Genomic DNA, 26,837 nt, shown 5'->3' with positions numbered 1-26,837 from the left:
CGCCATCATCCCCCCGCTGCTTTTTGAACGAACTTAGGCTCCAGCAAAACGTCGACATCCGGAATATCCGAGATCATATCAAGCTTCTTAAGGAACTCAGCCGTTTTCTTCCCCGTGAAAGACAACGAGGTATACTCTTCACGTTTGCCGAATGCATTTACGTTATCTTCTTTCGTGAACAGCTTAATGCTCTCCAGTCCGAGCTTGAAATCCTCAGGCGTCGTCTCGGCCTTCTTGGCCATAATCTCTATGGATTCAGCCTCATGGCCTTTGAAATACTCCAGCGCGTCGAACCAGGCATCGATAATCTTCTGAACATCATCCGCACGATCTTCTACGACGCTTTGGCGGAATACGAGCAAATCGGGAATGAGACCAGGCGTTTCCTTGGACGAAAATAAAACCTTGCCCTTGCCTTCTTTAACCGCCTTCGTTTGGAACGGCTCCCACAATACGGAAGCATCCGTATTGCCCGCGATGAAAGCAGGACCCGCATCGTTAACCGTCATATTTACATAATTGATATCGGTCTCGCCCAATCCGTTTTTCTCCAAGGCGGTCAGCAATAACAAGTGATCTACGGTACCCAGCTCCGTTGCAACCGTCTTGCCCTTCAAATCCTTTACGCTTCCAATGTCAGGCTTGCTGACAATAGCGTCTCCGCCATTCGAATTGTCGTTGACGAGCACGGCTTTCAGCTTAATTCCTTTGGCAGCTGCCGGCAGCGTATCGGATAACGTCTGGCTGTTGGCATCGACTTTACCCGTGGCTAGCGCCTGCAAAGAGTCGCTGTAGACAGGAAACCACTCAAGCTTTACGTTAACGCCGTGTTTCTCGAAGAATCCTTTCTCTTCGACCAGGTACCAGAAGAACCAGCCCGGCCAAGGGCTTAGCGCGATGGAAATCGGCTCGCTTGTGCTTCCCGAGCTATCTTTCTTATTGCAGGCAGATAGAACACAAACCGTGACTAGCAAAATGGACAAAGCGATGAACAAGGTGCTGCGTGGACGTTTCCAAGTTAGGTTCATGACGATCCCACTCCTTTATATTTAGCTTACAGACAAACAAGGCGGTGAAAATAACAAAAGCCTGAGAGAGAGGGTCTCCCAGGCTTTTGTCCTTCCGTGTGATATGGCGGGTCGTCCTTAGCTAACTCCCCCATTGCCATACGCCATCTCTCGGACCAGCTTGACCTTACGCCAACGGAACCCTAGACGACTTTTGCGTTCCCTGTTAAGCGGAACCTTTATTCAATTGTTAATTTTGTTTACATTCTACCAATTACGGCCGTCAATCGTCAACCTTTATGTTAGATATTATTACATAATATTAAAACAATTTAGATTGTTAAATGTTTCATAACGGCCGGATCGTCCAAATCCTCTCGTCCACCCTGCCATACGATGGAACCTTTCTCCATAATGTAGAAACGGTCTCCGACGCTGCGCACGAAATCCAAGCTCTGTTCCACCAAGAGGATGGCCGTCTTCCCTTCATCGTGAATTGAACGGATTACATCTTGGATATCGTCCACGATGGATGGCTGTATCCCTTCCGTCGGTTCGTCGAGCACCAGCAATTCCGGATCCGAAATCAGTGCTCTCGCGAACGCGAGCTGCTGCTGCTGGCCGCCGCTCAAGTCTCCGCCTCGACGCTTGTAGAAGGTCGGAAGAATCGGGAACTTCTCGATCGCTTCCGGGGGAATCACTTTGCTTCTGCGCTTGGTAGAATCCGGGTTCGCCTCAAGCCCGATTCGCAGGTTCTCGTAAACGGACAGCTGGGAGAAAATCTCGCGCCCTTGAGGAACATAACCGATTCCGCTCTTGGCCCTCTCGCCCGGCGCCCGCTTCGTCACGTCTTTTCCCTTGAAGAAAACAGAGCCCTTCCTTGCCCTGAGCAGCCCCATGATGCTCTTGATCAGAGTTGTTTTGCCCACGCCGTTACGCCCCATCAGACAGACGACTTGACCCGGCTCAACCGTAAGCGATACATCTCGCAAAATGACGCTCTCGCCATAACCCGCTTCAAGCTGATGAACTGACAACATCGTAATCCCGCCTTTTTTGGCCCAAATACACTTCCGCTACCCGGTCGTCTCTCTGCACCTCGTCCATGGAGCCTTCCTTAAGGAGCCTTCCTTCATGCATAACCGTGACTTTGCTGGCGAAATTACGAACGAACTCCATGTCATGCTCTACGACGACTACCGTTCGTTTAAGCACGATTTGCTGCAAAAGCTCACCTGTTTTGTCGGTTTCCTTGTCCGTCATCCCCGCTACCGGTTCGTCCAGCAGCAGAATTTCCGGTTCTTGAAGCAGCATCATGCCAATCTCCAGCCATTGCTTCTCCCCATGGGACAGAAGGCCGGCGCGAAGCCGTTTCTTGTCTCCCAATCCAATAAGCTCAAGCTCGGCATCCATTCGTTCCTGGTCCGTCTTATTCATAGATGCGCGCAAAGTAGCCCAAACCCCGCGGTTTTGCGACATCGCGATTTCCAGATTCTCCTCTACCGTCAAGCCGGAGAAAATCGAAGGCGTCTGGAATTTACGACCGATGCCAAGTTGGGCAATCTCATGCTCCTTGCGCCGCGTTACGTCGACCGTACCCTTCCGCCCGTGGAAGGACACCGAACCCGCAGCAGGCTTCACCTTGCCGCATATCGCGTCAAGCATCGTGGTTTTCCCGGCGCCGTTCGGCCCGATGAGAAACCGAAGCTCGCCCGCGGCAAGCTCCAAGCTCATGTCCTGCACCGCCTTAAATCCGTCAAACGACACCGTTACTTTCTGGCACGATAGGATTGAGGTTGATTTCATTCGTTTTCCGCCTCCTTGTTAGCGCTTGGCGCAATTGCCGAACCAAACCGACAATTCCGCCCGGTAAGAACACAGTGACCACGATGAATAATGCCCCGAGGAAAAATAACCAAAAATCCGGGTAGGACGCGCTGAGCTCGCTCTTTGCTTGCGTCATAATAATGGCCCCGATAACAGCCCCGATCAGCGTCCCCCGTCCCCCGATAGCAACAAGAAGCACCATCTCGATCGAAGGTACGATCGCCATCATTGTCGGAGAAATAATGCCGACATGCAGAACGAACAGCATTCCGGCGATCCCCGCAAGCCCCGCGGATACCGCGAAAGCCGCCACCTGGTACATAGCCGGATCGTAGCCCAGAAACCGGGTGCGGTTCTCCCCGTCCCTTATCGCTCTAAGCACTTTGCCGAAGCGGCTTTTGACCAAATATCTGCATAGGAGGAACGAAAAAATTAAGGCCACGACGGTAGCGAGGTACACCATCGTCTTGGCGGTGTCAGATTTCAAACCGTAGCCGAACAGCTTCGTGTAACCCGTAAGCCCGTTCGTTCCGCCCGTATAGGCCTGCTGGCCGACGAATAACGTTACCGTAATAATAACCAGCGCCTGAGTCAGTATCGTGAAATAAACGCCGCGGATCCGGTTGCGGAAAGTAAAGAATCCTAGCAATAGCGCCAAACCCGCCGGAATGGCGATTCCCATTACAGCGGCAAAAGCAAAGCTCTTGAAAGGCTCCCAGAACCAAGGAAGCTTGGTAAGCCCCATCCAATCCATGAAATCGGGAATTCTCGTGCCGCTGGACACCAGCTTTAAGTGCATCGCCATCGCATAAGCGCCTAATCCGAAGAACACCCCATGCCCCAAACTCAAAATCCCCGTATAACCCCACAGCAGATCGAGTCCAAGCGCCACGATGGCAAACGCTAAACACTTCGCAAGCAAGTTCAGCCGAAAATCGTTCAAATAAAGCGGCGCGGAGAACAAAGCTGCCGCAGCGACGGCATAGCCGATCAATAACCAGACACGGCGCGGAATCAAAGTTGAGGACAGCACCGCGATCACCTTCTTCCTTACGTTAATCTGTTTTCTAGTCTAAGGACCGGGTTCGAACCGCGAACATCCCCATCGGCTTCCATTGCAGGAAAGCCACGATGCATAGAAATACGAGCACCTTGCCAAGAGAGGCATCCGTCCACCACTCGAACAGCGTATTGAACACTCCGATGCCAAGCGCTCCCGCCACCGTACCCACTAGCTTACCAACCCCGCCTAGCACGACTACCATGAAGGCATCCACGATATAGTAGGTGCCGATCGAAGGTCCGATAGGACCGATCAACGTAAGCGCGCACCCCGCGATCCCGGCTATGCCGGATCCGATTGCAAAAGTGAAAGCATCCACGCGTCTCGTCGAGATGCCGAGGCAGGCCGCCATGTCGCGATTTTGCATGACTGCCCGCATCCGCCGCCCGGCGTTGCTGCGGTAAATGTACAAATACATGGCGAAGAGACAGGATGCGACTAGTGCGATAATAAACAACCTTTTATAAGGAAGCACCGTCCCCGAAAACAAAGTTAGCCCGCCATCCAGCCACGATGGACTCGCTACCGCAACGTTGGGCGCTCCGAAAATGGAACGAGCAAGCTGCTGGAGCATCAATCCGACTCCCCAGGTGGCGAGCAAACTATCAAGCGGCCTCCCGTAGAGGAAACGGATAAGCGTCACTTCGAGCAAATAGCCTATCGCGAACGCAATAACGAAGCTAATAACAATCGCCACGGGAAAGTAGGCGTCGAATAGGCTTTTGGGAAGGTACGACTTGAAAATCTGCTGCGTCATATACGCCCCGTAGGCGCCGATCATGATAAATTCTCCATGCGCCATATTGATGACTCTCATGAGGCCGAAAGTAATCGCGAGGCCTAGAGCAATAAGTAACAGGATGGAACTCACGCTTAATCCGTTAAAAACCTGCGATACCCATACTTCCATTGCGTTACCCCCTGATCCTATAGCCTTAAAGATATAAGCGAGGGGAAGCCCCGGTTTACACCGAACACTTCCCCCAGCTTGTGCAATGACTAATCTGCTATTTGTCGCTCAGGCCTTTAGCCCAATCATAGGTTTTCAAGTAAGGATCCGGTTTAACAGGGCCGCCGGAGTTCCACAACTCGACGATTTGTCCATCAGCCTTAATTTCGCCGATGCGTACGGTTTTGTAGATATGCTGATTGTCGCCGTCAATCGTCACTTTGCCTTCAGGAGCGTTGAACTCGATTCCTTTGGCCGCCGCCTTAACTTTATCGACTTCGAAGGAACCCGCTTTCTCGGCCGCGGCAGCCCACAAGTAAACCGCTACGTAACCAGCTTCCATCGGATCGCTTGTTACGCTGTCCGCGCCGTATTCTTTCTTGAAATTCTCGACGAAAACTTTGTTTTCCGGCGTATCCGTCGTTTGATAGTAATCCCATGCGACGAGGTGACCGGTTAAGTATTCGGGTCCGATGCCCTTCACTTCTTCTTCTGCGACGCTGACCGAGATCGTCATAAGATCCGCGGAGGTAATGCCGGCATCTTTCAGTTGTTTGAAGAACGCCACGTTGCTATCGCCATTCAGCGTGTTGTACACGACGTCAGGCTTCGCTTCTTTGATTTTCGCGATAATCGTCGTGTAATCCGTATGCCCGAGCGGGGTATATTCTTCGGCTACCGTTTCTCCGCCTTTAGCGGCTAATTGTGCCTTGATGATTTTGTTGGCGGTGCGAGGGAATACGTAGTCGGAACCAAGCAAGAATACTTTCTTCTTGCCTTTCTCGAGCAAGAAATCGACCGAAGGGATGATCTGTTGGTTAGTCGTAGCGCCCGTGTAGAAAATGTTAGGGGATGATTCCAAACCTTCGTATTGTACCGGGTACCACAGGAGTCCGTTCAGTTCTTCGAATACCGGCAGCATCGCTTTCCGGCTGGAGGAAGTCCATCCTCCGAATACCGTTGCGACTTTATCTTCCGTAAGTAGCTTGCGGGCTTTCTCCGCGAATGTCGGCCAGTCAGACGCTCCGTCTTCCACGACCGCTTCGATCTGTTTACCCAATACGCCGCCCTTAGCATTGATCTCTTTAATCGCCATCAGTTCCGAGTTTTTAACCGTTACTTCACTGATGGACATCGTACCGCTGAGGGAATGCAAAATACCAACCTTCACCGTATCTCCGCCTGCTGCCGCAGCCGATGATGCCGGCGCCGACGATGACGCCTCCGAAGATGTCGGTGCCGAAGACGAAGCTGAGCTTGACGCCTCATTGTTGTTCTTGCCTCCGCACCCAGCCAACACCAAGCTCGCCGTCATTGCCAGAACCAGTCCCTTTAACCAATTTCCCTTCTTCATCCTTCCACTCCCCGATCCTTAGTATGGTTTTCTCTCTAAATCCGAACGTTCGGTTCTCTCCACAGACCTGCCGTTCGTAATGACATTATATGGTTATGTCAGCTTTTGTGTCAATATACCTTACACAATTTATAAAAATTAGAACCGTAAATTAGATTATTTCAATATCTATGTTATATATTATGACAAACATCATTTGTATAGCAGTGATTTTACGTCTGTGTTCAATTATGTAACATGAATGATTAGAGACGATGGTCCGCTTTCTGAACTTTTGCCCCCCAATTGAGGAATCCAACGCTGTAAGTCCACTTTTCTAGCGAACAGCTTCCCTGTCATAGTCGGAAAAACCGACTTTGGGAGCAAACTAACAAGCAACTTTCCCGTCATAGTCGAAAAAACCGACTTTGGGAACAAGCTACCGAGCAATATCCCCGTCATAGTCGGAAAAACCGACTTTGGGAACAAGCTACCGAGCAATATCCCTGTCATAGTCGGAAAAACCGACTTTGGGAGCAAACCGTCTTTATGCGGGTGCGGGGTGCGGGGGTGCGGGGTGCGGGGCGCAATTTGCCCGGAGAGTTTTCACTACGAAAAAAAGACGTGCCCGGAACCGATCGTTAAATCCGATCGAGATCCAGCACACGTCTTTGATTCGTTAAATAGTTATTATTTAGCGGAAGCCGATGGAGATGCAGACGGCGACGCACTTGGTGATGCGGAAGGCGAAGCGCTAGGAGAACCCGATGCGCTTGGAGAAGGTTCTGGCGGCAACGTAACCTTAATCGCCAGCTTGTCCTGTTCCGCTTTAATGAAATCCGTCAATTTCGTCGTCGCGACTGCAACTCTTAATTTGTCTTTATCTTCTGTGGTCAGTTTATCGTAAGGTGTCGGCTCGCGGCTTTCGACCTTCATGACATGATAACCGAATTGCGTGCGTACTGGATCACCGACTTTACCGATTTCCTGCTTGTTGGCCGCTTCCTTAAATTCAGCTACCCAACCGTTCGCTTTCTGCTTCTCATACAGGCCGCCCTTGTCTTTCGAACCGGTATCCGTGGAAAACTCCTTCGCAAGAGCGTTCCAATCTCCGCCCGCTTCCAGCTTAGCCTTTACATCCTTGGCAACCTTGAGCGCATCCTCATCGGATTTTAACTGCGCTTGCGTATTCGGATCGACCGTTCCAATCAGAATATGGCGAACCGTTACAACGTTAAAATCGGATGGATCCTTATCGAACTGGGTTTTAATTTCTGCTTCCGTCACTTTAGGCTTAAACTCTTCGCCTTTAGATACGTAGTATCCCTGCATCGCTCGATCATGCTGGAAGAACGCAACGACATCGCTAACGGTAAGCTTGTTTTTATCCATGTAATCTTTTAGCTGGGCTTGCGTCTTGATCGCTTCCTCCAATTGCTTCTTGAAGTCCGCGGCTGCTGTTTTGGCGGCATCTAAATCTTTCTTGGATACATTTTTAACCAGTACCTTGCTTACGATATACTGTTTAATATTTTCTTCCTTGAACTGCGGGATGGACATGTACATGGCTTTTTGTTGATCTACGAACGGAGTATAGGCCACATATTTATCGAACTCTGTGTCTGTGACTTCCCCGCCCTTATAAGTGGCTATGACCTTGCCTTTGCCGGCCCCCGGCATTTCACCGTCTTTTTTGCCGCAAGCGGACATCATTGCGACTAGCATGACCGCTGCCAGCGTGAACATAGCGAGCCGGCGGTACGGCATGCGATTATGGTGCAACATCCTGCAGTTCTCCCTTCGATTTCGTCGCTTCTTTGTATTGTAACAGAAAATCCTCTACGAGCGCCAATAAAGCGTTCTCATCCATCCCTCTTACCTTAAAGCGAATAAGCAGCTGTTGAGCGGTAATAGCCGATACCATTCGTCCCTGGAACTTGGATTCCAGAGCTTTGAGCTTAACCAGATCGACGTCTTCCCGACGGCGTTCTTCGAGCTTCAGCGTAATTTCATCCCCTCGACGAACGATGGATTCAATGCCATATTTGCGGCCGTATACTTTCAGCCTGGCAACCGTCATTAGGTTAAGTACCGCTTTAGGCGGATCGCCGAAACGGTCCATCAGTTCTTCGAATAAGTCCGCGACATCCTCCAATGAAGCTGCCGTCGCGACTTTCTTATAGATTTCAATTTTCTGTATGCTGTCGTAAATATATTCGGGAGGCAGATAAGCATCCACGCCCAAATCGAGCTGCGTATTTACAGGCTGCGGCGGCAGCACGACCCCGCCCATCTCGGACTTGCGGCTTTGGATTTCTTCCGCGAGCATCTGGGAATACAAATCGAAACCGACCGAAGCAATGAATCCATGCTGCTCGGCACCAAGCAAATTACCCGCTCCGCGGATGGACAAGTCGCGCATGGCGATCTTGAAGCCGGAGCCTAGCTCCGTGAATTCTTTGATCGATTGCAGTCGTTTCTCCGCTACTTCCGTCAATACCTTGTCCCGTTGGTACGTAAAATACGCGTAAGCGATACGATTAGAACGTCCGACACGACCCCGAAGCTGATACAGCTGGGACAGCCCCATTCGATCCGCATCGTGCACAAGTAATGTATTGACGTTCGGAATATCGACCCCGGTTTCAATAATGCTCGTACTCACCAGCACGTCGTATTCCCCATCAAGGAAATCTAGGATCGTCCGCTCGAGCTCCTGCTCCGACATTTGGCCATGAGCGACGGCGACCCTAGCATCCGGTACGAGGGCACTGATCTGCTCTGCCATCTGATAGATGCCTTGAACCCGATTAAACAAATAATAGACCTGTCCATCCCTCGCCAACTCCCGCTCCACGGCTTCCCGTACAAGCGTAGGGCTATACTCGACCACATAGGTCTGAACGGGAAAACGATTTTCCGGAGGCGTCTCGATGACCGACAAATCTCGGACGCCGAGCATGGACATATGCAGCGTACGCGGTATAGGCGTAGCCGTTAAGGTCAATACGTCCACGTTGGTTTTGATCTTCTTCAGCTTTTCTTTATGGGTAACGCCGAAACGCTGCTCTTCATCCACGATAAGCAACCCGAGCTCTTTAAAAACGATATCCTGCGACAGCAAGCGATGCGTGCCAATAACGACATCAACGGTGCCCGACTTCAAGCCTTTCATCGTATCCGTCTGCTCCTTGCGCGTCCGAAAACGGCTAAGCACTTTGATTTGGAAAGGATATCCCGAGAATCTCTCCCGAAACGTCTCATAATGCTGCTGAGCAAGAATCGTCGTCGGTACGAGTACTGCGACTTGTTTACCTTCGATAGCAGCTTTGAACGCCGCACGAATCGCGACTTCCGTTTTTCCGTAACCGACGTCCCCGCACAAGAGTCGGTCCATCGGTCGAGGAGTTTGCATGTCTTCTTTAATCTCCCGAATGGCGCGGAGCTGATCCGCCGTTTCTTCATAAGGGAACATCTCTTCGAATTCCTGCTGGTACGGAGTATCCTCCCCGAATCCGAAGCCTACCGTCGATTGCCGAGCCGCATATAGTTTGATCAAGTCATCCGCAATGTCTTGAACGGAAGTGCGAACCTTTGATTTAACCCGGTTCCATTCCGCCCCGCCCAGCTTGCTTACTTTCGGCTCCTTGTCCTCGTTGCCGATATATTTTTGTATAAGATCGAATTGCTCAACAGGAACGGAAAGACGGTCTCCTGCCGCATAGACGATATGAAGGTAATCCTTGTGAATGCCGCCGACTTCGAGCGTTCCGATGCCCAAGTATTTGCCGACGCCATGATTCTGATGCACGACATAGTCGCCGACCTTGAGCTCGGTATAGCTTTTGATACGCTCTGCATTATCCAGGTGTCGGTCGACGCGGCGTGCCTTGCGCTGCTTCTGCGTGAACATCTCGCCTTCCGTGATGACGACCAGCTTACTCGAAGGCAGCTCAAACCCGCTCTGCAGGTTGCCTTGCAGAATTTCGGGCGTATCAATCTGATAGTCTTCGAGTACCCGCCTCATTCTCTCGGCGCGTTCAGAGTTGCCCGCCAGCATCAGAATCCGAATTCCGCTTTTGCGCCAACGTTCCATCTCCGCCTTCAGCACGTTCATCTGACCATGGAAATTTTGCATCGCGCGACAGACGAAATTAACGATATTTTGCGGCTGCGTGTGGGGAATCTGACGCACGAACAGCGACATGTAGACGGTCTGGTAGCCCTTCGGATAGAGCGCTTGCTCCGCGGAGACGGCCAGCACGAATCCCGGCAACGACTTGCCTTGCTGCAGCAGATGGGTCGTCCACTCGGATTCGTCGCGTTCGAGCTGGCGCGCGGTTTCACCAAGCCTGTTCGGCTCATCCATGAGCAAGACCGTATCCTTCGGAATATAGTCTAGCAGCGTTTGCCGCTCCGGATAGAGTAAAGATATGTATTTGTAAATTTCGGAAAAATAAACATTTTGTCGTAAAAGCTCGATTTCCCGGGAAATTTCCGATTGCAGGCGCTCTTTCGCTTGCCGATCGGCCATCTTCTCCAACTGCTTATCCAATAAATCATGGGCATGCTGAGCGGCATTCTGGAATCTTCTCTCGCCCGCAATCCATTCGCGACAGGGCTGTACCGTATACGTTTCCATCTTGTCGATGGATCGTTGATCCGTGGGATCAAAAGTACGGATGGAATCGACCTCATCGTCAAACCACTCCACACGATATGCAGAAGCTGAAGCTAGTGGGAAGAAATCGACGATTCCCCCGCGAACGCTAAGATGACCCTTCTGTTCCACGCGATCTACCCGCTCATAACCTAGCTCAATCATTCCTCGAAGGAATTGATCCATAGGCAGCGTATGGCCGACCTGAAGATCAATGTGCGCCTCCGACATCGTTTTCCGATCGGGCTGGAATTTCCGAATTCCCGCGAACGGCACGACAATAACGCCGCGGAAGCCTTCCGCGAGCTTAAGCAGAACTTCTAATCGGCGAGCCGACGTTTCCGGGCTTGAGATCGCTGTCTCCGCCGCAATAAGCTCATTGGCCGGATAGAGCAAAACCTCATCGGTTGAAAGACACTCCTGCAGGTCGTCTGCCATCTTCTGCGCCGAGAACATATTATGCGTGATGACTACGATGGGCCTTTGCAGTTCCCGATACATTCCAGCAATAGCCGCTTGGCGTGCGGAACCGGACAATCCAGCAACGAGCTGCTCCCGCATTCCGCCTTTCAGCCCTTGTATAATGCTAATTAAATCGGGATCCGTGACCAACGATTGGATTAGCGGCTTCATGGCATTTCCCCTTTCTTACGTAAATCCACTCTGTAGAATCATGAAAAAAGCCCCGGCACATGCCAAGGACTCCTTGAGGATGTCGGAACGTGAAACTCTGCGTTTATTGCAGCGGATTAGACAATAACGCCAGCTCCGGATGAGCATCTAAAGTCTGGCTGCAGTATTCGCATATGACCCGTACGGTCACGTCCCCGTTGGAATTATACGCTATTATACGCTTTCGCTCTTCAGGGGTCAAGAAATGCAGACCAAGACGGTATTCCGGGACTTCCCCATCCTCAAACCGCCCAAGAGACATGCTGCAATGCCGGCAAATATAGTTTACAGCCATATGTATGCCTCCTGAAGTAAGGTTATGCGGCACGTGCCGCCTCTTCCTCCAGTATTCCCGAAAAAACCCTATTCTAAGCGTCTCCGCCCTTGGCATTGAACTTGGCCATCGTCTGTTCGAAGGAGTGCTGAAAAGAAAATTCGATGGCATCGCAAGCATCCTCGACCGATCTGCGCAAATCGTCCTTCTCCGCCTTGGCGAAAGGCGACAGAACGTAATCCGATATGACCATTCCGGGCTTCGGCCTTGAGATGCCTACGCGGACACGGTTAAAAGTCTGAGTCCCCGTATGCTGAATAATGGATTTAATGCCATTATGCCCGCCAGGGCTCCCTTGATACCTAAGCCTAATACGTCCTACTTCTGTATCCAAATCGTCATAGACGACGATAAGATCCTCGAGCTTCACCTTATAATAATCCATGAACGCTCTGAGCGACTCTCCGGACAAATTCATATAAGTCATCGGCTTAAGCAAAGCCACTTTCGTATCCCCGATACGGGCTTCCCCGACAAGCGCCTTGCACTTCTGCGTGCCGACTTCAATATTAAGCCTGCGAGCCAATTCATCGATAACCATAAAGCCCGCGTTATGTCGTGTGCTTGCATAAGCGGCGCCGGGATTCCCTAGTCCGACAATCCAACGCATGAAGTGCCTCAACCTCCAGTTGATTATTAGAAAATTTTTTTATTCATGCAACGATTGTTGCCCCTCGCGTGTCCTAAAGAATACAGAGTCTTAAGAGACCATTATAGAAAGCGGGGCAATTGATGTGTACATGAATGGCCAGATGATTTTTGATGACCGGCATTTCCTGGATCATATGTGTTCCGAAGTACCGGTCCAAATTTACTGCGGGCGGCGGCACAGCGATATCGGGTTCATCGAATATTATGGCAAAGAATTCGTACAGGTCAATAACATTTTCTACAGCCGCAAGCAATTTACCTTTGTTTCTCGTCCGGGTTATTAAAAGCACTTCATTTATTGACAAAAAAGGGACCGCTCCAATGTAGGAGCGCGGTCCCTTTTTTTCGTTCTTTTCGCCCATCTATCCTAAATTTTATCGACCGCCTGAGCAGCCTCTGAATGCTTGCGATCTTCCTCGGCTTCATCGTTAAGCGCTTCGACTTCCTCTTCCGTACGCTCTTTCTGCGGAGCCAACACAGCCAAGATCACGGTTGTCGGATCTTGCTTCGCCTCGACTCCGGCCGGAAGCTTCAAATCGCTAATGGAAAGATGATCACCCATCCCTAAGCTGCTTACATCGACCGCAATGGAATCCGGAATGTCCTTCGGATAACACTCAATCTCAATTTCGTGCTGCACAAGTTGGAGCATGCCGCCTTCTTTTTCCCCAGGGGAAACCCCTGTAACATCCAATCGCGCAGCCGTCGTAATCTTCTCGTTCATATTGATTCGATGGAAATCGATATGCATCACCTGACGGGAGAGAGAATCTCTCTGCAACTCCGCCATCATGACCGGATGTTTACCGGCTCCAGGTACATCGATTTCAACTACGGCGTGCGGGTTGCTCCTAAGCATCGCATCCAGGTCTTTCGCATCTACGGAAATGTTCGAGGGAGCAGCTAAACCCTTGCCATAAACAACGCCCGGAACCTTACCTTCGGAACGGATGCGGCGCAGGTCGCCTTTACTTGTAGCTTTGCGTGCTTGTACCCGTAGTGTCGTACTCATAAGAATACCTCCCAAGTAAAACGATTCCGCCGTCCATTGGACGGTGGTTTACGTTTGTATCAAATACGTATAACGTAGTTTTACCCTAGGGAGGAGGCGATTAAACATTAAATGTGAGGTTCGAACAGTTTGCTGATCGATTGGTGCTTATGAATGCGAACGATAGCTTCACCCATAAGAGGTGCTACGGACAATACGCGAATCTTGGAGGTGCCCACCGGCTCCCGAAGCGGTATCGTATCGGTGACAACGATTTCGACGATCGGAGAGGCCTCTAGACGCTCTATTGCTGGACCAGAGAGCACCGGATGAGTGCAGCAAGCATAAATATCCGCCGCCCCTGCTTCCTTCAGCGCATTGGCCGCTAGTGCGATCGTTCCCGCCGTGTCGATAATATCGTCGATCAGAATCGCCGTGCGGCCCGATACATCCCCGATAATATTCATCACTTCGACGACGCCCGGCTCCGGCCTCCGCTTATCGATGATAGCCAGCGGCGCCTGTAGAGTATCCGCCAGCCTGCGTGCCCGAACGACTCCGCCATGATCGGGAGAAACAACTACGGGCGAAAAGAGACCCTTCTCATGAAAATAATCCCCGAGGATCGGAACGCCCAGCAAATGATCGACGGGAATATCGAAGAAACCTTGAATCTGCATCGCGTGCAAATCCATGGCAATAACGCGGTGAGCCCCCGCCGTCTCGATCAGGTTAGCCACAAGCTTCGCCGTAATGGGATCCCGGGAACGGGCTTTGCGATCTTGCCTTGCATAGCCGTAATAAGGCATAACAACATTGATCGTCTTGGCCGATGCCCGCTTAAGGGCATCCACCATAACGAGCAGCTCGATCAAATGGTCGTTTACCGGGGCTGAGGTCGACTGAATGACGTAAACGTCGCTCCCTCTAACGCTGTCATCAAGGCGAATATGGATTTCCCCATCGCTAAACCGGTTCACGACGGATTTGCCCAGCTCAACTCCGATATATTTGGCGATGGCATGCGCAAGCTCCAGATTGGAGCTGCATGAAAATAGTTTTAATGTCGGATCCGAATAGGACATCGTTTAACCGCCTTTTGTTTAATCGGTTTCTCTATCCTTCTTGGCGCGGGCGCGGGCTCGGGCTCTTAACTTTTCTGCATAACCAGGTTTGTTCACTTGGCGCTCGCGTGCAATGGCCATGTCGTTGTCTGCTACATTATGCGTAATGGTTGACCCCGCTACGATGTATGCCCCATTGCCGACCGTGAGGGGGGCAATGAGATTGGCGTTGCTGCCTACGAACACATTGTCGCCTATTTCGGTCTTCGATTTATTATATCCGTCATAATTGGCCGTAATCGCGCCGCAGCCGATATTGACGTTAGAGCCGACTACAGCATCTCCGACATAACTCAAATGCGGTACTTTGCTATGTTCACCTATTACCGTATTCTTAATCTCAACGAAATCCCCTACTTTAACTTGGCGACCCAGCTTCGTTCCCGGACGCAAGAAAGCAAACGGACCGACATTGCATTCCTCGCCGACCTCCGCGCCTTCCGCTACCGTCTGCCGAATCGTAGACCCGTTGCCGACAATCGTGTCGCTGAGTTCCGTTGAAGGACCAATTACGCAATCCGATCCGATCGAAGTCCGACCGCGAAGTAGGGATCCCGGATACACGGTCGTATCCGCTCCGATCGTTACGTCCGCTTCGATATACGTGTGCTCCGCATCGATTAAGGTAACGCCGTTCAATTGATGACCGGCATTAATGCGTCGGCGCATAAGTCGTTCCGCTTCGCCAAGCGCAACTTTATCATTTACCCCAATGGCTTCCGACGGATCTTCGACAAGGCAAGCAACGATGGAATTACCCTCGCTTTGCAGGATTCCAATCACGTCGGTTAAATAATATTCCCCTTGAGCATTGTTATTTGTAACTTTATCGAGCGTTTGAAACAGTTTTCGATTATCGAAGCAATACGTTCCCGTGTTGATTTCTTTGATCGCCAACTCTTCAGGCGAACAGTCTTTGTGCTCCACGATACGAAGAACGCCATTGTTTGCTCCCCGAACGATCCGCCCATACCCAGACGGTTCATTTAATTCAGCTGTCAAGACCGTTGCTGCTGCCCCTTGCTGGAGATGGAGGGCGATCATAGCTTCTACGGTTTCCTTACGCACAAGCGGCGTATCTCCGCAAATGACAACCGTTACGCCGTCTTCTTGAGCCAGCATGGACTTTGCCTGCATAACGGCGTGCCCCGTGCCGAGTTGCTCGGCCTGCAGGGCATATTCAACCGACTGCCCCAGTACGCTCTGAACGGCATCCGCCCCATGGCCGACAATAACGATAGAACGCTCGCAAGATGCTCCCCGAACCGCTTCCAATACGTGGCTGACCATCGGTTTCCCGCAGACGGGATGCAGTACTTTATATAGTTTCGATTTCATGCGCTTGCCTTGTCCAGCAGCAAGCACGATCGCCATCTTCTTCATCAGGTAAATGAGCTCCTCTCCGCATAAACCTTCTAATTGCTCCAAAATCATAACTTATTCTAACGCAAATGAAAAGAGAGCCTTCGGGGGCTCTCTTTTCGAATTTAAACATTATTATGCCCCTTCGACCATAACTTCTTCTTCTTGCGCAGCCCGTTCGTACTCTGCCAGTACGGCAGCCTGGATTTTCTCCCGCGTTCCGGAAGAAATCGGGTGGGCGATATCGCGAAACTCTCCGTCCGGAGTCCGTTTGCTCGGCATGGCGACGAACATCCCATTGTTACCGTCAATGACGCGAATGTCGTGTACCACGAATTCGTTGTCGATGGTAATCGAAGCAATGGCTTTCATACGCCCCTCCGAATTGACGCGGCGGAGTCTCACATCTGTAATTTGCACTTGTGTTCACCACCTTTGTCCATCAGAAAGACTTGGTGTAATATTCCACAAGCCAATGCGAATTCCTTCTTAAATCTGGAAAAACTACTGCTAAATTTGAAATTATTTTTTAAAGTTCTGGACTTTCGACACGGATCGTCGCGATCACTTCTATTTCGACAAAAACATCCCTCGGAAGCCTTGCCACTTCTACGGTTGAACGGGCTGGCGCATGCTCTCCAAAGTAAGATGCGTAAACCGAATTGAACTCCGCGAATTGGTTCATATCCTTTAAAAACACGGTCGCTTTAATGACGTCTTGAAGAGTAGCGCCTTCTGCTTTCAAGACCGCTTTTAAGTTGCTCAGAACTTGATGGGTTTGCTCCTGAATTCCTCCGGTTACGAGCTCGCCGGATGGCGTTAATGGAATCTGCCCGGAAGTGAACAATAAGTTGCCTGAGCGAACCGCTTGCGCATAGGGGCCGATTGCGGCAGGGGCTTCTTGGGTGGAAACGATCTTAAGTGACATTGAGCAATCCTCCAAACCATATATTTAACTGAAATCGCGAATTAGAAAAAGTTACCCGGTTGAATGGTAATATGACGGGTTTTCAAGTCTACTTCCGTTAATCGGGCCAACGATACGTAATCATGCAATAATCGTTCTTCGTTATCTACCTCGCCGGATTCAACGAAGACGCCCACTCCGGCGACGACTGCGCGGAACTCGTGCAGTAAATCGACCATTCCTTGGATCGTTCCGCCCGCCTTCATGAAATCATCGATAATAAGAACACGCGACTCTTCCTTAAGCGCTCGGCGTGCGAGCGACATCGTTTGAATCCGCTTCGTCGAGCCGGATACGTAATTGATGCTTACGGCCGAGCCCTCCGTCACTTTATGATCCCTGCGCACGATGACGACAGGCAAGTTCAAATATTGTGCCGTCGCATGCGCGAGAGGGATTCCTTTGGTTTCGACCGTCATAATGACATCGATATTCCTATCCGCGAAAGCGGAAGCGAACATCCGGCCTACCTCCTGCATCAACGCAGGCTGTCCAAGCAAATCCGTCATATATAGATAACCGCCCGGCAGAAGCCGGTCCGGCTGCTCTAACTCTCGGCATATCGTAACGATTTTCTCCAAAGCCAGATCTTTACGACACTTAGGAACGAACCGCACACCGCCGGCAGCTCCCGCTAACGTATTAAGTTCCCCAATTCCTTCGTCTTCGAATACCTCTTTAATAATCGCCAAATCTTCGCTTATGGACGACTTGGCCGATTGGTAACGTTCGGCGAACGCTGTAAGGGAAATTAACGTATGAGGACGGGCCAATAAATACTGCGTCATTTCAACGAGCCTAGCGCTTCGTTTCAACTTCTTCACGTTCCCCTCTCCCGTCCAAATCCGAATATTTTATGTCCATCATAACATTTTTATACGGTTTTGGGCAAGAAGTTCGAAGCTGACCGGCGTTTACGCAAGTTTTATGTCAGCATTCTTACCACATATACTTCTTTACAGAAGCCTCTTAAGGCATTATAGACACGTGCGACTTTGATTTCTTTGGACACGAGGCCGAACACGGTTGGTCCGCTGCCGGACATCAATACGCCATCGGCTCCCGCTTTCACCATGCAGTCTTTAATTTGCCGTACCTCCGGGTAACGATTAAGAGTTACGGACTCGAGCACATTGCCTAAACAGTCGCACATGCCGGAGAAGGATTGCCGGGATAGAGCATCCAGCATGTCCGGAATAGAGGGATGTTTCTTTAATTCGTTCACTCGAAATTTCCCATACACGTCAGCCGTCGATACGTTGATCGGGGGTTTAGCGAGGATGACCCAGCATTGAGGCGGGGGAGAGATGCTTTCGAGCTTCTCGCCCCGTCCCCGGGCAAGGGCGGTTCCCCCGCGTATGCAAAAGGGCACATCCGACCCTAGCTCTGCTCCGAGCACTTCGAGCTCATCCGTTGACAGCTCAAGGTTCCATAACCGATTAAGTCCTCTTAGAGTTGCGGCCGCGTCGCTGCTTCCTCCAGCCAAGCCTGCGGCAACCGGTATTTGTTTATCCAAATGAATGTAGACGCCCCGTTTGACCCCGTAGCGCTCCTTAATGAGCTTGGCAGCTTGGAAGGCGAGGTTCTTCTCGTCCAAGGGGATGAAGCCCACCTGACTGGAGAGGACGATCTGATCCCGTGGAAGCTCTTCCATCTCAAGGCGGTCAGCCAAATCCACCATCGTCATAATCATCTCTACTTCATGAAAACCGTCTTCCCTCTTGCGCAGCACGTCCAGCAGTAAATTGATCTTGGCGGGAGCCTTCTCATAGATCTTAGTCAATTTCATCACCACTTCCCAAGTAAGACGGGTTATTTGTTCACATCCGGGCTCCAAAAAACCTTTACATATTATAACAAACAGAGTCCCTAAATGCGAAAAAAGAGGTCGAATCCCCGCGAACAGGAACCCGCCCTCCGATTTGCCTAGCTTATCCTCTACGTCTGCGGAGACTTAGCCGCCGTCTGCTCGGCGATTTGAATCGCCCGTTTCACCATATTTCCGGCGTCCTTGGTGCGGATTCCGCCCCAGCCTTCGCGCTGCACCGTTTCATAAAATCCAAGATCCTTCGCCAACTCTGCCTTGAATTGCTCGGACATGACGCTTCTTCTTCGAGTCATACTGTCGCCTCCTATGCGTGATGTAACACCAAGCGGCGTACTCCCATAGGATGCCTTGAAGGAAGCCTGTACATGCAAAACGGGCAGCTCAGCGCTCAAAGCGCCATGCTGCCCGTGCAATTAACCGTGTCAGTGCGATAAATAGTTGATGCGAACCTGGCCATCTTCATTGCACAGCATAACTTCCACGGATTCAGTCAAAATATCAGCGTAACTGTACGAAACCCGCTTAAACGCGTGCTGTTCCTGATCCAGTTTAACAATGAAAACCGATGGGTAGATTTCTTCCAGTACGCCCGTGCGTTCGATGGTTTTGCGGCGGCCACCGTTGGCGCGGAGCATGATTTTGGAGCCGACGTGCGGTTCCAGGCTTCGTTTGATCTCTAGAAGCGCGTTTTTAGCCATGATCCACTACCACCTCTTTCCCTGTAAATTATATCTAAAAACAGGGGAGGTGTCAAATGAGCAGAATATTATATCAACGAAGCGGATTTAATGTCAACGGTCATTTTCCTTGAGGATATGGGCTTTTTCTAAAGTTCTCTTCATTTTCGTCACACAATGTTCACATTATGTTCGGAACTTGCAGCTTTTAGATTCGGAACGCCGATGCGATATCGTCCCATGGTTTCAATTCCGCCTACCCCTTGCCTTCCGCTAATGGTATGCGCAATAACATCCGAAATGTTAATTGTATCGCGGAAAGGCGTGAACGATGCCCGCACGGCGACATAAACCGGATCAAGCGCATGAATCATAATGCGTCCGGGAGAGCTTGCAAAATTCGAGCCTGCTTGAAGAAGTGCCTCGAAATGGGATTGGCAAGCGCCGGCGATGACGACGAGCGAATCGCGATTGCGCTCATAATCCCTTGCAACGTTTACCGCCTGAACGAAATTCAAGGAATTCTTATAGCTGCTAAGATGCTGTAAGTCCTCCCGTTGCTTCAGCACGCCGTCATGACCGGTTATAACGACAATATCGGGATGGAATTGCGGGAGCATTCGAAGCAGAACTTGCGCCATTTGCGACTCATGGCAATTCACGCCTTCTGCCGGAACCCTTAGCTGAGCGTACACTTGCATACTTTTCTTTAAGTAATTAGCGTCGCCGTCCAGGTGAAGGACTTTGCCGGGCATTTCAAAGAATGGCTGCCGGCGATCGTCTAGAGCCGATGTAAACCCCGCACGCCCGGTTTGCCGATTACGTTCCTCGTTCATCCGCCGCAGCGATTCCGTTGCGTGTATGCGCGCCTGGCGCGTCCCTCCGAGCTCGTCCGGATTTCGCACCGTTTGAAGATCGTGGGCGGGGGCGTCGGCGAGCAAGCGATAATCCATCCCTCTAAGCACGGCCTGGCTGCCGGCGAATGCGGCAACTCGGAACAGCACATCTCCGCCATAGGATTTGCGAACGACTAGATCCCCCTGCTTCATGGGCAAATCACCTCTTCGTCTATCCTATGGAGCTAAGCGCCTTCCTGTGCGCGTCCGGATGCACTTCCGTTTAAACGAGCATGCCGCTATCCATTAGCGCTTCACAAACGATTGCGAATTCCTGAAGAGAAAGCGTCTCCGCACGGCGTTCGGGCTGAATGCCGATTCGCTGCAGCATTTCGGAAAGTTCACCTTTGCGCTCTTTCCCCGAGAAAGCCGAAAGGTTATTGGCCAGAGTTTTGCGCCGCTGCGCAAAAGCGGTCTGGACGACGTGGAAATACTTCGCTTCATCACGCACGCTTACGACCGGCTCCTGGCGCCGCTTGAGCTTAATGACAGCGGAATCCACGTTAGGAGCAGGGATGAACGCTTTGCCGGGGACAACGCATACCAGCTCGGGCTCGCAATAGTACTGAACGGCAATGCTTAGGCTTCCGAACTCTTTGCCTCCGGGCTTGGCTGCCATCCTCTCCGCGACTTCCTTCTGCACCATGACCACGATATTTTCCAAAGGCAGACGTTCTTCCAACAGCTTCATGATAATCGGCGTCGTCACGTAGTACGGCAGGTTGGCAACTACGCTTACCCCCGCAAGACCGGTGAACTGCTCCGTCCACAGCTGCTTCAAATCCGTCTTAAGGATGTCGCTCTGAACAATGCTGACGTTCTTATACGGGGACATTACTTCCTGCAAAATAGGAATGAGACGCCGATCGATTTCCACAGCCGCCACTTTACCCGCAGCTTTAGCCAACTGCTCCGTGAGCGATCCAATGCCTGGACCGATCTCTAGCGCTCCACGCGTCTCATCCAAGCCTGCTGCGGCAATGATCTGATCGAGCACGTCCCCATCAATCAGAAAATTTTGTCCCAAGCTCTTCTTAAAGGTGAACCGATGTTTGCGAATGATATCGCGCGTACGGCTAGAGGTGGCAATTTCCTTCAGAATGTCTTTAGGAGGGGCAGCAGCCGCGCTTTTTATAAGGGCTGCGTCGGTCGGCTTGGAAGAATTGAAATGCTGATACGGCTTTGTGTGGGGCCCATACTTCTTAGCCCCTCCGTTCTTGTCTGTCGGTTTCTTCATGGTCATCTATAATCCTTCCCGCTCCAGTTGTTCCAATGCGGTCAGAAATTCGAGCCGCGTAATCCGGAACATGAGACATCGTTTGTAAAATTGTTTGCCGTTGGCATAACCGATCCCAAGCAGCTCCCCCATGCGCTCCCTGCGGCGGGCGGATGAAGGCTGGACGATAAGCCCCGTAGTGAGCAAGTCGCTCCATTCGATCTCTCCAAGCTCCCCGGAATCGCTCTCAGGGCTTCGAACGCCATCCAGCGCCCTGCGAATGGCGTCGTCTGACGCATGCTCAACACCGATGCCCCGGCGCCCTCTAGCCTCATCCTTCGTCAGAAAAGCATGTTTGCAGCCCGGTACGCGTTCCGCCACGATTTTGCGGATACGCTCTCCAGGAGCGTCCGGATCGGTTAGGATGATGACTCCTCTGCGTGCTTGAGCAAGCTCAATGCGGCGCAGCACGTCTTCTCCGATCGCGGAACCTCCCGTTTCGATCGTATCGGCGCTCACAGCCCTCTGAACGGCTGTCGTGTCGTCTTTGCCTTCAACGACAATCATTTCTCTAAGCATACAATTTCATTCCGCCTTTATTAAGCCATTCCTATTAGCGTATACGAGATTAAGGCAGACAGCAAGAAAAACGGCTTCGCCGTCCTATGGACGGGAAGCCGATATATCCCCAAGCTATAGCCGGAACCGTTTAATCCGCGGACGGTTTAACCGGACCGATCACATATACGGTATAGCCGCGTTTCAATCCGAAATTGTTGGCATGCTTCTCGCTGTCGTAATAGACGTCGATCTTCTTGCCCTTAACGGCGCTGCCCGTATCTTCCGCTCGTCTGAACCCGATGCCTTCGATGTAAACCCACCAGCCAATCGGAATAACCCTAGGGTCTACGGCAATTGTGCGTCCTTCTCGGACGGTTGCGCCGGATGAAGTCACTCCGAAACCGGAATCTCCCTTGGATTTACCCGTTGAAGCAAACCCTGCGGAATAGGCAGTCAGAGTTACATTGTTCAGCATGCGTTTAACTTTGACGCTTTGGCCGTTTAACTTCACGACTTTGGCTTCCGCCGATGAAGGAGGTCCCTTATAGGATAGAGTGACGATCTCTGGTTTCTTTTTCGTTCCAATAGCTACGACCTGCTGCACAGCAGGCTGCGCAACGGTTTTCTCGACCATTTCTTGACTAACCAGCTTGCCGTTCTCAAAGACCCGTTCCGTCTTGAAGACGACTAGCCCATTTTTACCCGTCGTTACGACCTTCTGCTTGCCTGACTCTAAATCTTTACTCTTCTGCTGCACAACCGTAAAGGCGATCGGGTACTTGGTCTCTGTGACTTCTTTACGAACCCTTACAACCTCAACGGTCATTCCCTCTTTCAAGGGACTGTTCAGAGCCGGACTTATCCGATCATCTCCAGACAGCGATAATTTAAGCGAGCTTATGACTCCCCCAACCGTATGCTCGGTCGTGTAGGTAACCGCTTGTTTGCCGTCCGCCTTAACTGTAACTCCCACCGCACGATCGATGACGATCCGGCTTCCCTCATCGAGTGAATCCGAAGGGAGCATGGAAAGGCGATCGTAAGGCCCGACATGGATTCCCTGCTCTTCGAGAAAACCGGTTACGTTCGAAGTCTGGGTTACGAGAACGGAAGATACTCCGTTGTCGATAATCGTAATGTTCTTGCTGGCTGCTTTCTGCAACAACGACATGAACATGATGGTGATGGCAAAAACGAGAATTGCGCCCAATAGTATTACGCGCAAATGCTCATGCTTCCATCGCAGTGCGATAAGCTTGCCGGTCGGTCGTGGATCATGGGTTTCCTCAACAGGAATAACGCCCATTTTCTCGCTCCTCCTTCATAGCCCCGCCGTCGACTGTGATGCATGATACTTGTCTGACGCGACTAATCCAATTTTGATAACGACACTTAGATTTCATGCCCATAACCATTCGTTCCGGCTGTGAATCTAAGTACCGCCTTAACCAGTTCGTGCTCGCTTATACGTATGTACAAGCATGCATAACCCTTTTTTTCAACACAAAAAGCCATCGAGACAGAGGACCTGTTCGTGGCTTCCGCATGTAGAAGAATGTAAGGAAATAGCGCGGCACGAGGTTGACCTCTCTCTATAACGCTTGCGGGGTTAGCTGTCGGATTCGGACAAAGAGAGTTGCCCTAATCGCTGCATAACAGGTCGAGTCACTCAGATAGAGCCTCGTCACTATTACTTGCGATATTCACCCCAAGATTGCTCGGACCGCTTTGGACGCATAACTATAATCGTCGCCGCGTTGGGTCCCCCACTCTCCCTTTCGGGAGATTAAGCGCACTGGAAAAGGAATGTCATATTCGAACTTCTGTTGTTGATAATAACCTCTACCTAGCAGTGGTGTAAAGAAGGTGCATCGGACGAATTTCCCCATTTTGACGGAATTTAACCAGTACTTTAGGATTATTCGCAACAAAAGCCAGTTTTTTCTACGTACCGGTCTGTTTTTCTCCTTGATAATCGATTTATCTCGTTATGCCCAAACAGCGGCGTCCATTATCGCTCGTGATTTTTGCAATTTCTTCCAGAGATATGCCTTTTATCTCGGCCGCGGTCTCCGCGACAAGACGAACGTAAGCCGACTCGTTTCGTTTCCCCCGATAAGGGTGCGGAGTTAAATAAGGCGCGTCCGTTTCCAGCAATATTCGGTCGAGCGGAACGCGTTCCAACACCTCTTTGGGAACCCTTGCGTTCTTGAAAGTAACCGGTCCCCCGAATGAAATATGGAAGTTCATATCAAGACATTGCTTAGCCGTTTCCCAGCTGCCGGAGAAACAATGCATAATGCCGCCGACTTCGGATGCTTTCTCTTCCTTCAGCAATCTTAAAATATCTTCATGGGCATCGCGGTTGTGAATGACGATTGGTTTGTTAAGCCGCCTGGCTAATCGAATCTGCTCTCGGAATACCGTATGCTGGATGTCCTTCGGCGAAGTATCCCAATGGTAGTCGAGCCCAATTTCGCCGATGGCTACCACTTTGGGGTGACTGCAGAGCTGCTCAATCCAAGCCAAGTCCTCTTCCAGCTTCATATCGATGGCATCTGTAGGGTGCCAACCGACGACAGCGTATATAAAATCATATTTCTCGGCGAGGGCCATTGTCGTGGGAATGGTTTCCCGGTTAAAGCCGATGTTGACGATCGTGTCGATTCCCGCCTGCCGCGCGCGGAAAATGACCTCTTCGCGATCGTTGTCGAACTTAGGAGAATCAAGGTGGGCATGGGTGTCGATAAGCATGTCGGAGTTTGTCTCCCTTCTATTATATAGACAGTTTTTTGCGGGTATCTGAACTTAGCTTGTGAGCGTGTGGGAGCACGTTTTCCTCTGGATAATAAATGTAGTATTTCCCCCTCTGCAAACCCGCAATAGATTGGATAATATCCGACTTCACCGATATTTCCGTCAACTGCTCTTGATCATCCAAGAGCAGGATGGGAGGCTTCTCTTTACCATCCGGCAAAGTCCCCGGCTTGTATACGTCGTAAGGCGAATCCATCGGGGTATCGACTTCCATATGGTAGTCCGGATTTAATCCGATTTGTCGCCATTCTTGTTTAATTTCATCCAGCCAACTGCTATCCTGCTGCTCCAATTGAACGTATTTATAAAGCTGCCGGTTCAAGAAACGTCCGCATAGATCGGACAGCAACTCGTCCTTCTCCTCCTGCCATTGTCCGAACGCCGTTTGCAGCATAGCTTCATCTAATTTTAAGTAATGGCGCAACGATATGGAACCTTCCAACAGCCCTCGAATCGGCGGCAGCATAAATCCGAATTCGTATCCTTCCTTATGCAGTTCGCTCGCCCTTCGCAAAATTTGTCGCAGAACGATTTCCGAGCTTCGGGTCACGGGATGAAAATAAACTTGCCAGTACATCTGATAGCGTGACATTAAATAATCTTCCACCGCATGCATTCCGCTTTCCTTCACCACGATTTTACCTTTATAGGGACGTAATACGCGAAGAATGCGATCCAAGTCGAACGTCCCGTAATTTACGCCGGTGAAATATGCGTCCCGCAGCAAATAATCCATGCGATCCGCGTCCATCTGACTGGATACAAGGCTAACGACTATGGGCTTCTCATATTTCTTGCAGATGACGGAAGCCACTTTGTCCGGAAACTGAGGGTCGACGTCTCGCAATACACGATTAACTTCGGTTTGTCCAAGTATGATATCGCAGGTCCATTGCTCATGGTCAGTATGGAAGATTTGCTCCAAGGAATGGGAGAACGGACCATGACCTACATCGTGCAACAACGCTGCGCAAAGACTTAGTAATTTTTCCTCTTGCGGCCAATCCGTGAATCCATTACGCTCGAATTGAGAAATAATTTTCCGAGTAATTTCATAGACACCCAAGGAATGGGAAAAACGGCTATGCTCCGCTCCATGAAAGGTCAGATAGGAGGTGCCCAGCTGGCGTATTCTTCTGAGACGCTGGAACTCTGGCGTGTTAATGAGTTTCCAGATGGTCATGTCCTGCACATAAATGGAATGATGAACAGGGTCCTTGAAAACCTTCTCTTCTTGCAGCTGCGTGAGCATAGGTATCACCTCAAATAGGTTCATCATTCGACAAAATATTTGCATTAAGTCGAATAATGTCGAATTATGTCGTTTAACAGTTTCCTAATGTCCCCCCCTTCTATCAAAGGTGTTTTGTTCTTGGTATTGCCCTATTTTATAGGATTTAAGGCGATTCTATCATTTCAAACCTATCAAATCAGGTTGACTTTTTTGGGAATCGTTGGTACGATAGAAATCGGAAAACAGAGAACTTTGTCGAATGCTGGCGAATACGGACAAGCTCTACATATGGTGGTCCGTTGTTTTTATTCTAACCTTATGAGAGGGGTATTACCAAATGATGAAATCAACGGGTATTGTGCGGAAAGTCGATGAACTGGGTCGGGTGGTCATTCCGATCGAATTGCGCCGCACGTTAGGCATCGGAGAGAAAGACGCTCTTGAGATTTATGTTGATGGAGAGCGTATCATGCTGAAGAAATACGAGCCTGCTTGCATCTTCTGCGGCAACGCGGAGAACGTAACTTATTTCAAAGGAAAAATAGTTTGCAGAGAATGTTTGAAGGATTTACCTTCACCTGTGACAAATTAAAGAAAATAAGTTATAATGAAAATGTGATCTAATAATTGTTAATTCCAACCTTTTTATACTCCTTGCAAACCCTCCC

At 50.5% G+C, this 26,837-nt stretch carries 27 protein-coding genes and 2 riboswitches; of the genes, 2 read left to right on the top strand and 25 right to left on the bottom strand.

The genetic code is table 11. The features are described from left to right. Nucleotides 1-5: 5 nt before the first annotated feature. The 10 genes from K7P76_RS31320 to pth form a co-directional block, all read right to left on the bottom strand. Complete coding sequence (locus K7P76_RS31320; RefSeq protein ID WP_232190036.1) at nt 6-1,028, bottom strand: ABC transporter substrate-binding protein; 1,023 nt, start codon at nt 1,026-1,028, stop codon at nt 6-8. Between the two features lie 73 nt (nt 1,029-1,101). After that, nucleotides 1,102-1,225: riboswitch (guanidine-I (ykkC/yxkD leader) on the bottom strand. 114 nt (nt 1,226-1,339) lie between these two features. Next, nucleotides 1,340-2,047 carry an urea ABC transporter ATP-binding subunit UrtE gene (gene urtE / locus K7P76_RS31315; RefSeq protein ID WP_232190035.1) on the bottom strand — a complete coding sequence of 236 codons (708 nt, stop codon included), beginning with the start codon at nt 2,045-2,047 and terminating at the stop codon, nt 1,340-1,342. Then, a complete protein-coding gene (gene urtD, locus K7P76_RS31310; RefSeq protein ID WP_232190034.1) occupies nt 2,025-2,813 on the bottom strand; it encodes an urea ABC transporter ATP-binding protein UrtD in 789 nt (262 codons plus the stop codon). The genes urtE and urtD overlap by 23 nt, the downstream gene beginning before the upstream one ends. Beyond that, the gene (urtC, locus tag K7P76_RS31305; protein ID WP_255678962.1) at nt 2,764-3,864 is read right to left on the bottom strand and encodes an urea ABC transporter permease subunit UrtC; all 1,101 of its coding nucleotides are present in this window, start codon (nt 3,862-3,864) and stop codon (nt 2,764-2,766) included. Before urtC ends, urtD begins: the two co-directional genes overlap by 50 nt. A gap of 37 nt (nt 3,865-3,901) precedes the next feature. Beyond that, entirely contained in the window at nt 3,902-4,807 is a 906-nt protein-coding gene (gene urtB / locus K7P76_RS31300) for an urea ABC transporter permease subunit UrtB (protein WP_232190032.1), read from the bottom strand. A 97-nt stretch (nt 4,808-4,904) separates the two neighbouring features. Beyond that, the gene (gene urtA / locus K7P76_RS31295; RefSeq protein WP_232190031.1) at nt 4,905-6,200 is read right to left on the bottom strand and encodes an urea ABC transporter substrate-binding protein; all 1,296 of its coding nucleotides are present in this window, start codon (nt 6,198-6,200) and stop codon (nt 4,905-4,907) included. Nucleotides 6,201-6,869: 669 nt separating this feature from the next. Further along, entirely contained in the window at nt 6,870-7,964 is a 1,095-nt protein-coding gene (locus K7P76_RS31290) for a peptidylprolyl isomerase (protein WP_232190030.1), read from the bottom strand. Further along, nucleotides 7,951-11,472 carry a transcription-repair coupling factor gene (gene mfd / locus K7P76_RS31285; protein WP_232190029.1) on the bottom strand — a complete coding sequence of 1,174 codons (3,522 nt, stop codon included), beginning with the start codon at nt 11,470-11,472 and terminating at the stop codon, nt 7,951-7,953. The genes K7P76_RS31290 and mfd overlap by 14 nt, the downstream gene beginning before the upstream one ends. 103 nt (nt 11,473-11,575) lie before the next feature. Continuing rightward, complete coding sequence (gene fin / locus K7P76_RS31280) at nt 11,576-11,806, bottom strand: anti-sigma-F factor Fin (RefSeq protein ID WP_232190028.1); 231 nt, start codon at nt 11,804-11,806, stop codon at nt 11,576-11,578. Between the two features lie 73 nt (nt 11,807-11,879). Next, nucleotides 11,880-12,455, bottom strand: a complete 576-nt coding sequence (gene pth, locus K7P76_RS31275; protein WP_232190027.1) for an aminoacyl-tRNA hydrolase — start codon at nt 12,453-12,455, stop codon at nt 11,880-11,882. Nucleotides 12,456-12,585: 130 nt separating this feature from the next. Here pth and K7P76_RS31270 point away from each other — a divergent pair, with 130 nt between their 5' ends. Further along, nucleotides 12,586-12,780 (top strand): hypothetical protein, encoded by a 195-nt coding sequence (locus tag K7P76_RS31270; protein ID WP_232190078.1) that lies wholly within the window; start codon nt 12,586-12,588, stop codon nt 12,778-12,780. A gap of 83 nt (nt 12,781-12,863) precedes the next feature. On the opposite strand, the gene K7P76_RS31265 is transcribed toward K7P76_RS31270, so the two are convergent. The 15 genes from K7P76_RS31265 to K7P76_RS31195 all read right to left on the bottom strand — a co-directional run bounded on the left by K7P76_RS31265 (nt 12,864) and on the right by K7P76_RS31195 (nt 26,187). Next, entirely contained in the window at nt 12,864-13,508 is a 645-nt protein-coding gene (locus K7P76_RS31265) for a 50S ribosomal protein L25 (RefSeq protein WP_232190026.1), read from the bottom strand. A gap of 107 nt (nt 13,509-13,615) precedes the next feature. Continuing rightward, a complete protein-coding gene (locus K7P76_RS31260; protein WP_232190025.1) occupies nt 13,616-14,572 on the bottom strand; it encodes a ribose-phosphate diphosphokinase in 957 nt (318 codons plus the stop codon). An 18-nt stretch (nt 14,573-14,590) separates the two neighbouring features. After that, nucleotides 14,591-15,994: a bifunctional UDP-N-acetylglucosamine diphosphorylase/glucosamine-1-phosphate N-acetyltransferase GlmU gene (glmU, locus tag K7P76_RS31255; RefSeq protein ID WP_304518435.1), complete on the bottom strand. Its 1,404-nt coding sequence runs from the start codon at nt 15,992-15,994 to the stop codon at nt 14,591-14,593. A gap of 114 nt (nt 15,995-16,108) precedes the next feature. After that, nucleotides 16,109-16,393, bottom strand: a complete 285-nt coding sequence (gene spoVG, locus K7P76_RS31250; protein WP_115995948.1) for a septation regulator SpoVG — start codon at nt 16,391-16,393, stop codon at nt 16,109-16,111. 109 nt (nt 16,394-16,502) lie between these two features. Then, a complete protein-coding gene (locus tag K7P76_RS31245; protein WP_232190024.1) occupies nt 16,503-16,901 on the bottom strand; it encodes a RidA family protein in 399 nt (132 codons plus the stop codon). Nucleotides 16,902-16,942: 41 nt separating this feature from the next. Continuing rightward, nucleotides 16,943-17,764: a pur operon repressor gene (gene purR, locus K7P76_RS31240; RefSeq protein WP_232190023.1), complete on the bottom strand. Its 822-nt coding sequence runs from the start codon at nt 17,762-17,764 to the stop codon at nt 16,943-16,945. Nucleotides 17,765-17,865: 101 nt separating this feature from the next. Further along, nucleotides 17,866-18,729 carry a 4-(cytidine 5'-diphospho)-2-C-methyl-D-erythritol kinase gene (gene ispE, locus K7P76_RS31235; protein ID WP_232190022.1) on the bottom strand — a complete coding sequence of 288 codons (864 nt, stop codon included), beginning with the start codon at nt 18,727-18,729 and terminating at the stop codon, nt 17,866-17,868. 149 nt (nt 18,730-18,878) lie between these two features. Then, nucleotides 18,879-19,061: a small, acid-soluble spore protein, alpha/beta type gene (locus K7P76_RS31230; protein ID WP_232190021.1), complete on the bottom strand. Its 183-nt coding sequence runs from the start codon at nt 19,059-19,061 to the stop codon at nt 18,879-18,881. Between the two features lie 129 nt (nt 19,062-19,190). Next, nucleotides 19,191-19,466 carry a biofilm formation stimulator Veg gene (gene veg, locus K7P76_RS31225; protein WP_232190020.1) on the bottom strand — a complete coding sequence of 92 codons (276 nt, stop codon included), beginning with the start codon at nt 19,464-19,466 and terminating at the stop codon, nt 19,191-19,193. Between the two features lie 149 nt (nt 19,467-19,615). Beyond that, the gene (yabG, locus tag K7P76_RS31220; protein WP_232190019.1) at nt 19,616-20,494 is read right to left on the bottom strand and encodes a sporulation peptidase YabG; all 879 of its coding nucleotides are present in this window, start codon (nt 20,492-20,494) and stop codon (nt 19,616-19,618) included. 70 nt (nt 20,495-20,564) lie between these two features. Then, nucleotides 20,565-21,584, bottom strand: coding sequence for a 16S rRNA (adenine(1518)-N(6)/adenine(1519)-N(6))-dimethyltransferase RsmA (gene rsmA, locus K7P76_RS31215; protein WP_304518434.1), 1,020 nt, complete (start codon nt 21,582-21,584; stop codon nt 20,565-20,567). Beyond that, the gene (rnmV, locus tag K7P76_RS31210; protein ID WP_232190018.1) at nt 21,585-22,136 is read right to left on the bottom strand and encodes a ribonuclease M5; all 552 of its coding nucleotides are present in this window, start codon (nt 22,134-22,136) and stop codon (nt 21,585-21,587) included. 130 nt (nt 22,137-22,266) lie between these two features. Continuing rightward, complete coding sequence (locus tag K7P76_RS31205) at nt 22,267-23,424, bottom strand: resuscitation-promoting factor (RefSeq protein WP_232190017.1); 1,158 nt, start codon at nt 23,422-23,424, stop codon at nt 22,267-22,269. Between the two features lie 277 nt (nt 23,425-23,701). Next, nucleotides 23,702-23,921: riboswitch (cyclic di-AMP (ydaO/yuaA leader) on the bottom strand. A 177-nt stretch (nt 23,922-24,098) separates the two neighbouring features. After that, nucleotides 24,099-24,872 (bottom strand): TatD family hydrolase, encoded by a 774-nt coding sequence (locus tag K7P76_RS31200; protein WP_232190016.1) that lies wholly within the window; start codon nt 24,870-24,872, stop codon nt 24,099-24,101. A 22-nt stretch (nt 24,873-24,894) separates the two neighbouring features. Then, nucleotides 24,895-26,187, bottom strand: a complete 1,293-nt coding sequence (locus K7P76_RS31195; RefSeq protein WP_232190015.1) for an HD domain-containing protein — start codon at nt 26,185-26,187, stop codon at nt 24,895-24,897. 319 nt (nt 26,188-26,506) lie between these two features. Between K7P76_RS31195 and K7P76_RS31190 the strand changes: the two genes are divergently transcribed. After that, entirely contained in the window at nt 26,507-26,761 is a 255-nt protein-coding gene (locus K7P76_RS31190) for an AbrB/MazE/SpoVT family DNA-binding domain-containing protein (RefSeq protein WP_027086730.1), read from the top strand. The last annotated feature ends 76 nt before the right edge of the window (nt 26,762-26,837 follow it).

This window comes from Cohnella silvisoli, assembly GCF_021190915.1.
Lineage (GTDB): Bacteria > Bacillota > Bacilli > Paenibacillales > Paenibacillaceae > Cohnella > Cohnella silvisoli.
Note: the sequence above shows the minus strand (reverse complement) of the source record. Positions and strands in the feature narration are given on the sequence as shown.

Bases quoted from the DNA above. Each gene is read 5' to 3' on its own strand.
- K7P76_RS31230 (WP_232190021.1), bottom strand. From the start codon at position 19,061: ATGACTCGAAGAAGAAGCGTCATGTCCGAGCAATTCAAGGCAGAGTTG.
- K7P76_RS31245 (WP_232190024.1), bottom strand. From the start codon at position 16,901: ATGTCACTTAAGATCGTTTCCACCCAAGAAGCCCCTGCCGCAATCGGC.
- ispE (WP_232190022.1), bottom strand. From the start codon at position 18,729: ATGAAATTGACTAAGATCTATGAGAAGGCTCCCGCCAAGATCAATTTA.
- veg (WP_232190020.1), bottom strand. From the start codon at position 19,466: ATGGCTAAAAACGCGCTTCTAGAGATCAAACGAAGCCTGGAACCGCAC.
- pth (WP_232190027.1), bottom strand. From the start codon at position 12,455: ATGCGTTGGATTGTCGGACTAGGGAATCCCGGCGCCGCTTATGCAAGC.
- rsmA (WP_304518434.1), bottom strand. From the start codon at position 21,584: ATGACCATGAAGAAACCGACAGACAAGAACGGAGGGGCTAAGAAGTAT.
- K7P76_RS31200 (WP_232190016.1), bottom strand. From the start codon at position 24,872: ATGCTTATCGACACCCATGCCCACCTTGATTCTCCTAAGTTCGACAAC.
- K7P76_RS31265 (WP_232190026.1), bottom strand. From the start codon at position 13,508: ATGAGTACGACACTACGGGTACAAGCACGCAAAGCTACAAGTAAAGGC.
- urtA (WP_232190031.1), bottom strand. From the start codon at position 6,200: ATGAAGAAGGGAAATTGGTTAAAGGGACTGGTTCTGGCAATGACGGCG.
- glmU (WP_304518435.1), bottom strand. From the start codon at position 15,994: ATGAAGAAGATGGCGATCGTGCTTGCTGCTGGACAAGGCAAGCGCATG.
- urtB (WP_232190032.1), bottom strand. From the start codon at position 4,807: ATGGAAGTATGGGTATCGCAGGTTTTTAACGGATTAAGCGTGAGTTCC.
- K7P76_RS31195 (WP_232190015.1), bottom strand. From the start codon at position 26,187: ATGCTCACGCAGCTGCAAGAAGAGAAGGTTTTCAAGGACCCTGTTCAT.
- K7P76_RS31270 (WP_232190078.1), top strand. From the start codon at position 12,586: ATGAATGGCCAGATGATTTTTGATGACCGGCATTTCCTGGATCATATG.
- K7P76_RS31260 (WP_232190025.1), bottom strand. From the start codon at position 14,572: ATGTCCTATTCGGATCCGACATTAAAACTATTTTCATGCAGCTCCAAT.
- K7P76_RS31320 (WP_232190036.1), bottom strand. From the start codon at position 1,028: ATGAACCTAACTTGGAAACGTCCACGCAGCACCTTGTTCATCGCTTTG.
- K7P76_RS31205 (WP_232190017.1), bottom strand. From the start codon at position 23,424: ATGGGCGTTATTCCTGTTGAGGAAACCCATGATCCACGACCGACCGGC.
- K7P76_RS31190 (WP_027086730.1), top strand. From the start codon at position 26,507: ATGATGAAATCAACGGGTATTGTGCGGAAAGTCGATGAACTGGGTCGG.
- urtD (WP_232190034.1), bottom strand. From the start codon at position 2,813: ATGAAATCAACCTCAATCCTATCGTGCCAGAAAGTAACGGTGTCGTTT.
- K7P76_RS31290 (WP_232190030.1), bottom strand. From the start codon at position 7,964: ATGTTGCACCATAATCGCATGCCGTACCGCCGGCTCGCTATGTTCACG.
- urtE (WP_232190035.1), bottom strand. From the start codon at position 2,047: ATGTTGTCAGTTCATCAGCTTGAAGCGGGTTATGGCGAGAGCGTCATT.
- fin (WP_232190028.1), bottom strand. From the start codon at position 11,806: ATGGCTGTAAACTATATTTGCCGGCATTGCAGCATGTCTCTTGGGCGG.
- rnmV (WP_232190018.1), bottom strand. From the start codon at position 22,136: ATGCTTAGAGAAATGATTGTCGTTGAAGGCAAAGACGACACGACAGCC.
- mfd (WP_232190029.1), bottom strand. From the start codon at position 11,472: ATGAAGCCGCTAATCCAATCGTTGGTCACGGATCCCGATTTAATTAGC.
- yabG (WP_232190019.1), bottom strand. From the start codon at position 20,494: ATGAAGCAGGGGGATCTAGTCGTTCGCAAATCCTATGGCGGAGATGTG.